At 54.5% G+C, this 4,411-nt stretch carries 4 protein-coding genes; 2 read left to right on the forward strand and 2 right to left on the reverse strand.

The window, feature by feature from the left end:
• Window positions 1-1,631: 1,631 nt before the first annotated feature.
• The gene (locus BG842_RS02945; RefSeq protein WP_069449173.1) at window positions 1,632-1,967 is read right to left on the reverse strand and encodes a hypothetical protein; all 336 of its coding nucleotides are present in this window, start codon (window positions 1,965-1,967) and stop codon (window positions 1,632-1,634) included.
• A gap of 421 nt (window positions 1,968-2,388) precedes the next feature.
• Here BG842_RS02945 and BG842_RS02950 point away from each other — a divergent pair, with 421 nt between their 5' ends.
• Complete coding sequence (locus BG842_RS02950; RefSeq protein WP_069449615.1) at window positions 2,389-3,312, forward strand: PhzF family phenazine biosynthesis protein; 924 nt, start codon at window positions 2,389-2,391, stop codon at window positions 3,310-3,312.
• 18 nt (window positions 3,313-3,330) lie between these two features.
• Here the strand turns inward: BG842_RS02950 and BG842_RS02955 are convergent, their stop codons facing one another.
• A complete protein-coding gene (locus tag BG842_RS02955; protein WP_083252410.1) occupies window positions 3,331-3,678 on the reverse strand; it encodes a KTSC domain-containing protein in 348 nt (115 codons plus the stop codon).
• A 181-nt stretch (window positions 3,679-3,859) separates the two neighbouring features.
• Between BG842_RS02955 and BG842_RS02960 the strand changes: the two genes are divergently transcribed.
• A complete protein-coding gene (locus BG842_RS02960; RefSeq protein ID WP_069449616.1) occupies window positions 3,860-4,198 on the forward strand; it encodes a hypothetical protein in 339 nt (112 codons plus the stop codon).
• Window positions 4,199-4,411 lie beyond the last annotated feature (213 nt).

A 4,411-nucleotide genomic window follows, 5' to 3' on the forward strand; every position in this document is an offset into this window, starting at 1 on the left:
CTTCTACGAAGTCAAGCTTTCCGGTCTATTGGGTAATAAAGTAGATACTTCTGTCGTCGGGCATTTTGTTGACGGTGAATGTGAATCACTCGTCACGAGCAAACTGGGACCAGTAAGGTATACGACTGACACTAATTGTTCGGACAAGAAATAATCTTAACGTAGTATGTAATTTGGCTACGGTGGACAGGAGACGGGGTCGCTGGAGTGACTCTTTTTGTTCTTTCGTGGGTCGATATACTCTGTCCCCTTTGCTCGAAGCACGGTCTCATCGCTCACAAAGTAGCTCGCAAAGTACATCCCCGGATCGTAGTGTGGACTATCTGTCGGGGAATGGTACGTGTAGGTCGGCTCAATCGCGGTGAAGTGGACCAGCCATCCCTCGTCAGCGAGGGTAACCCTTGCGTCCTCCTTATTAGTTGAAACGCGAACAGCCTTGATATTGTCAGTATCCGCAGGTAAGGTTTCCCGAGCGGCATATGCTTCCTCGAACCGCGTGGTGAATCGAGCAACATTTTTCTTTCGTAAGTGAGTCTGGTTTCTTTGGGCAGGGCGGCAGATCTATCTGCGAGGTAGTGGTGCTCGATCGCGTTAAGGACGTCGTTGAGGAGTTTAACGAATGGTTGGAGGGCGAAGCTTGGTTGAGACAACCGGCAAGTGACATAGAAAGTCCCCCAATAGCGATAAGTACGTTTCGACGTTGCATATGCCGTCTATGGTCTCACTATCTAAGTACTTTCTATAAGGTCAAAGAGATGCTTGACATTACGAGAATTACCCGAACACACGTCCAGAGCAGGTTCGCTATGAGATATGGTGGTCTCAATACCGACGTGATCAGACCAATTCGACGGAAACGAAGACCCTCAAGTTAGTATAATCTGCTAACCATTAATAGCGCATTTTGAGATCCTTCAAACACCTAAGTGGCAGAGAAAGCTTATTATCTCGAATTAGAATCATGTATCTATGGCAGAAACTAGTCTGTACACGCCCATCTTTGGTCGGAATTACCGCATGTCGATTAGTTTCTTGGTTGTTGGACTAGCTATCACAATTTTGTTTACGGTGCTTACTTACACGCCTGCTGGCCAGTGGCTTTCGAGTACCCATTACTCCCAGCTACTCGTCATCGTCACGTTTGGTGCTGCGGCAGTGAACGCTTATCTTAACAGTGGATTCCTTCTAAGTTGGTTTCTTGCTGCATCAGGGTTACTTCCATTCGCGTTTTCGTTCGCACTCACAGACGCTCCGCTCGGTCGAGAGCCAACGATAATCAGTGCGATTAACACTCTTCTTCTTTCTGTCGGGCTATACACCGTTGTCGTCGGAACAACAGCCTTCATCCTTGGAGTCGGTGTACGGTATGTGCATGACCGTCTCGTGAAGCCGAAGGAACCACTCCAATCAGTAGAATAGTACCTCCACTAATTACTGAGAGTATCAAAGTCACAACGTGGATGCTACTATTGGCTTTAGTAGGTAGTGGCAGTATCTCGGCTAGCACCCATTCAAAGTCTAAGCGGCAGTGGACGACCCACGAGACTCTTGAATCGATCTGTGCGCTGTCCGTGGTGCTAACTTAGCAGAACGAGTAAGAGGAAAACACAACGAGAAACCCAAGCAGTCTCTCAGCTGACAACGATAATTGCAGCGAAGCTCCAGAGGACAATTCCGAGGAGGTAGAAAGTGAGGATCGCTCGATTGTTCGTGGGGAGTGAGGATCCAGTGTACTGCGGTGATTGTGCGGCATCCATTTCTATATAGTCGTTTCCTTCACCACCACCTTCCATCGCCATGGTTGGACCGCTTCCAGTCCGTGCGTGGAGAAGGGAGAATACAAACAGGGATACAATTAACATCAGGACGATGGCGCGGCCATAGACATACGCGAGCGGGACGACCGTTACACCCGCTGCAATGACGGTGTATGCGAGGAGAGCAGAGGTGAGCGCATTTCGTTCCATAACCCAATGCAGTGAGTTGTAGGCATAAGTTTTGTGAAGGGATCTCCTCTCTTAGAAATAGTCTCTTTGTTGCCTATCTGATTTCATCAGTAATGCACGAATATCTATATTCTCAGCTGCTATTCTTCACTTGATAGCTGGTGTGTCCACGTCTGCTTAGTGCAACATGGAGCAGTGAGACAAATGGCTCCCGACCAGTTTACTCTTCGCGTACCAATGGACCGAGTTTACTACCGTCTGAAAAACGGAAGTAGCATGCTCACCGCCGCTACCCGATCACGAACCGAATGGAATGGGTGTTTATCATTCCACCACCATTTATAGCGAGAACTGTAGTGTGGCAGGAGGGAACCCCAGAATCCGAGCACTCTACGGGCATCGAGAACCGAGGCTTCAACTCCCCGTCGGACCATGCCCCAGTATGCAAACCTGTCGAACGCTGCTCGTGGACGCGTTCACGGACGAACCGCTGGCCGGAAACGCGGCCGGTGTGGTCCCCGACGCCGACGATTTGACGGCCGACCAGATGCAGGCCATCGCCCGCGAACTCTCGGTGAGCGAGACGGCCTTTTTTGTCGACAGCGAGGACGCGGACCGTCGGGTTCGGTACTTCACGCCCACCACCGAAATCGACCTCTGCGGTCACGCGACGGTAGCCTCACACGTGCACCTGCTCGAAGACGACCGCATCGAACCGGGAACGCACGCGCTCGAAACGAACGTCGGCGTGCTGGACATCGACGTTGAGGCGGACGGAACCGTCTGGATGACCCAAGACGACCCCGAAGTCGAGCCCGTCGATATCGAGTACGAACAACTGGGTGCGGCGCTCGGCATCGACCCGGCGGCGCTCCGCGATGTGGGCGAGGACCTCCCGCTGGCGGTTTCCTCGACGGGACTTCCCATTCTCATCGTCCCCGTCAACTTCCTCGAACACGTCGGCGGCGCGGACCCTGACATGGAGGCCATCGAGGCGCTGGGCGAGGCGGTCGGCGCGCTCGGCGTCTACGCCTTCACGTTCGACGCCATCGAGGCGGACTCGACGCTTCACGGGCGGATGTTCGCCCCCGCGGTGGGGATTCCGGAGGACCCGGTGACGGGTACGGCGAGCGGGTCGGTCGCGGCGTATCTGGACACCTACGACGCCTTCGACAACGAGGACGAATCCGAGAATTTCCCGGACGAACTCCGCTTGGAGCAGGGCCACTTCGTTGACCGACCGGGCTACGTGCGCGTGCGGGTCGATAATGAAACCGGCGTGCGAGTCGGCGGTCGGGCGACGACCGCGCTGGACGGCAGTTTGGTCGCCCCCGACGCGGCGGACGACGACATCATCGAGTGCTGACGACGGACGCGAACGACGTTATCGAACCCGACGATAGTCGTACGCTCCCCGGATGTTTTCGTGAAAGTACGACCCGTGTGAGCGGGCGCTCAGGAGTTCCTGATACACAGATTGGGGAACGTCGGCGTACCGATACACGCCGCCGCTGTGGAACTCGATCTCGAGCGTCTCCTCCTCCGGGTCGTAGCCGACGCTCGCCAAACTGGTCGAATCTACGGGCGTCCGGGTTCGCGTCACGGACGCCAGCATGTCGTACGGGACGTAGCCCACGACGCCCGCGTGGCGTCCTCGGAGGATGATTCCCTCGCTCCCTTCCTCGAACTCGTCGCACTCGATTCGTTCGCCGTCGCGTGTGCGCGCTTTCATCGCCGAAGCCACGATTCGAACGACCCTCAACGCATCGGCTCGTAAATCATTGCTGTAAGTTATGCAGAGGCACAGAAAGTTATTTATGTATAATCGCCGTCTTCTATGGTGTACCAATCCGGACGGTTCTACACGTTCAATATATCCAGTCCGTCTTGCCGTCCGGGTGGTCGGAGAAGCCATGACTAACAGCGAGACGCCAATCGAAACCGGAATTTCTACAGCCGCACCAAGCACGCACGACCTGTCGAACGTCTTCGACGCTTTGCAACGCCCGGAACGTCGAACTGTCCTATCGTTCCTTCACGAGTGCGACGCCGACACCATCGAGTTAGACGAACTCGGAGCGCACGTTTCGTCTCGATTGACCGGTACGGACGAAATCCTCGTCCGGTCGATGCTTCATCACCACCATCTTCCCAAGCTGGCGGACTACGGGTTCATCGATTACGACAGAACGACCCTCGAAATCCGTCCGTGTGCCGACGTCCATGAGCTACTTCCCCTGTTCGTAGAATGACGAAAATCGCCCCCAGCGTCCTGATGCCGATTCCAGAGTATATTCGGTTCTGAGTTACTTTTCCACGACGAACTGGTCGGAACATTCTTTATGTACCTGCTTGTTTCCCCCCATACGCAATGGTTGTACTCTGGCTGGACGAAATCAGTGCAAACGACCTCGAACTGGTCGGTGGCAAGGGGGCCTCGCTCGGTGAACTCACCGGTGCGAACC

This window comes from Haladaptatus sp. W1, from assembly GCF_001723155.1.
In the GTDB taxonomy this organism is placed as follows: Archaea; Halobacteriota; Halobacteria; order Halobacteriales; family Haladaptataceae; genus Haladaptatus; species Haladaptatus paucihalophilus.